The sequence below is a fragment of the Nonomuraea lactucae genome, from assembly GCF_003313395.1.
GTDB lineage: Bacteria > Actinomycetota > Actinomycetes > Streptosporangiales > Streptosporangiaceae > Nonomuraea > Nonomuraea lactucae.
On record NZ_QNFZ01000590.1, the window covers coordinates 1 to 2,057 of the forward strand.

At 74.2% G+C, this 2,057-nt stretch carries 5 protein-coding genes; all 5 read right to left on the minus strand.

The window, feature by feature from the left end; all coding sequences use genetic code 11:
* Positions 1–780, minus strand: a 780-nt coding sequence (locus DQW85_RS23925; RefSeq protein ID WP_240197386.1) for a PEP-utilizing enzyme, incomplete at its 3' end; no start/stop codon positions are given.
* The gene (locus tag DQW85_RS23930; protein ID WP_113702304.1) at positions 777–1,040 is read right to left on the minus strand and encodes an HPr family phosphocarrier protein; all 264 of its coding nucleotides are present in this window, start codon (positions 1,038–1,040) and stop codon (positions 777–779) included. The genes DQW85_RS23930 and DQW85_RS23925, both read right to left, overlap by 4 nt.
* 42 nt (positions 1,041–1,082) lie before the next feature.
* The gene (locus DQW85_RS23935; RefSeq protein WP_113702302.1) at positions 1,083–1,529 is read right to left on the minus strand and encodes a PTS sugar transporter subunit IIA; all 447 of its coding nucleotides are present in this window, start codon (positions 1,527–1,529) and stop codon (positions 1,083–1,085) included.
* 11 nt (positions 1,530–1,540) lie between these two features.
* Positions 1,541–1,777 (minus strand): PTS sugar transporter subunit IIB, encoded by a 237-nt coding sequence (locus DQW85_RS23940; RefSeq protein ID WP_113702303.1) that lies wholly within the window; start codon positions 1,775–1,777, stop codon positions 1,541–1,543.
* 45 nt (positions 1,778–1,822) lie between these two features.
* On the minus strand, positions 1,823–2,057 hold a 235-nt coding region (locus tag DQW85_RS23945; RefSeq protein WP_476703611.1), incomplete at its 5' end, for a phosphoheptose isomerase family protein.

Sequence of the window (2,057 nt, forward strand, 5' to 3'; positions counted from 1 at the left end):
CGGCCCGCCGGAGGGCGCGAGGGCCGCCTGCCTGGCCCGGGCGGCGCTCGTCGCCCGGGTGACCTCGTCGGGGCGCGGCCCGGGACGTACCTCTCCGGACCCCCCGTCCACCAGCACCGGCGTGCCCCGCGAGATGCCGGTCGCGCCAGGGCAGGCCACCACGGCGGGCACGCCCATGGCCCTGGCCAGGATCGCGGTGTGGCTGGTCGGCCCGCCCTTCTCGGTGACGAACGCGGCGACGGCGTCCCTCGCCAGCAGCGCCGTGTCGGCGGGGGCGAGGTCATGCGCGATCAGCACGTACGGCCGCGCGGCGCCGCCCGGCTCGGCGGGCGGGGCGGGCTCGGTGGGGAGGCCCGGCATGGGCAGGCCCGTGAGCAGCGCGATGGCCCGGTCCCTGACGTCGTCGAGGTCGGCGACGCGCTCGCCGAGGTAGCCTCCGGCCCCCGCCAGCACGTCCCGGTATCCGGCGAAAGCCTCGTACACCGCCCTGGGCGCGGCGACACCCCGGTCCACCAGGGCGGCGACGGCCACGGCGAGCCCGGGGTCCTCAGCCATGAGGGCCTGCGCCTCCAGGATCTCCCTGGCCGCGCCGCCCGCTCGCCCGCCGCGCGCCTCGAGCTCGCCGGCGACCTGCCGGAGCGCGCCCAGCGCGCGCTCCTTCTCCTGCTCCGCCTCACCTGTGTAGGTGGCGCCCGCGGGGGGTTCGGGCACGGAGAGGGGCAGGACGTACGCGGGGCCGTACCCGATGCCCGGGCTGACCCCCGCCCCCGCGAGGTTCACGGCGATCCGGCGATGCCGGCCAGCTCGTCGAGCACCGCGTCCGCGCCCTCTCCCTCGGCCGTGATGACGATCGTCTCGTCCTGCTTCACGTCGAGCGCAAGGATCTGCAGAATGCTCTTGCCGTTGATGGGGGCGCCGTCACCTGAGGCCCTGGCGACGGAGATGTCCATCGGAGCCTTGGTCGCGGCCCTGACGAAGGTGGCGGCCGGGCGGGCGTGCAGTCCCACCTCCGCGACCACGGTGACCCTGCGTTCAGGCATGTACTCCTCCTTGCTCACCGGTCCGGACCAGCCGGACCCCGTTCAGATCCATCGGAACAGCTCGTCCCCCGCTCGCACCCGCCCCGCCACCACGTCCCTCACCGAGGCGGCGGTCGCGTCCAGCGCGATGACGGGGCAGACCGGCGAGCGTCCGCCGGCCTCGATCTCGGAAGGGTCCCAGGCGACGACGGGCTGGCCCGCGCTCACCCGGTCGCCCTCCGCGGCGAGAAGCTGGAACCCCTCGCCCTTGAGCTGCACCGTGTCGATGCCGAGGTGCACCAGCACGCCCTTGCCGTCGTCTCCCACGATGACATAGGCATGCGGATGCAGTTTCATGATTTTTCCAGCTATGGGGGCCACGGCCTTGCCGGGCCCCCGGAGCGGGTCGATCGCCGCTCCCGGCCCGACCATGCCCGCGGAGAAGACCGGGTCCGGCACCGCAGCCAGCCCCACAGCCGCCCCCTCGACCGGGGCGAGAACAGCCTTCATGATCTCGCTCTCTAGCCGATGACATCCTCGATGTCGCTGGCGACCGTGTCGGCCTCGGGCCCCACGACGATCTGGACCACGTTGCCCGCCACCATCACGCCGTGGACGCCCGCCGCCCGCAGCGCCGCCTGATCGACCTTGGACGCGTCGCGCACCTCGGTGCGCAGCCGCGTGATGCAGGGCTCGATGTCGATGATGTTGCCGGCGCCACCGAGCCCGGCGATGATCGCGTTCGCCTCCGCTGCCATCTGTCTCCCTCTCACTCTCCGATCAGGCTAGAACGCAGCTCGCGATCAGTCGGTCTGCGTCACCTTGTTCAGCCCGCGCGGCGCGTCGGGGTCGACGCCGAGCCTCCTCGCCAGCGCCTCCGTGAGGAGCTGACCGGGGACGATGAGGCCCATGGGGGCGACCCACTCCGGCAGGTCGGGACCGTTCAGCGCGGCCGTGCCGGCCCGGGCGAGAGCCTCGCCGCCGCCGACCGTGTAGGCCGCCGCGCCCGCCGCCACCACCCGCTCGGCCAGCGCGACC

Coding starts and splice junctions, on each gene's coding strand:
- DQW85_RS23930 (WP_113702304.1), bottom strand. CDS start 1,040: ATGCCTGAACGCAGGGTCACCGTGGTCGCGGAGGTGGGACTGCACGCC.
- DQW85_RS23935 (WP_113702302.1), bottom strand. CDS start 1,529: ATGAAGGCTGTTCTCGCCCCGGTCGAGGGGGCGGCTGTGGGGCTGGCT.
- DQW85_RS23940 (WP_113702303.1), bottom strand. CDS start 1,777: ATGGCAGCGGAGGCGAACGCGATCATCGCCGGGCTCGGTGGCGCCGGC.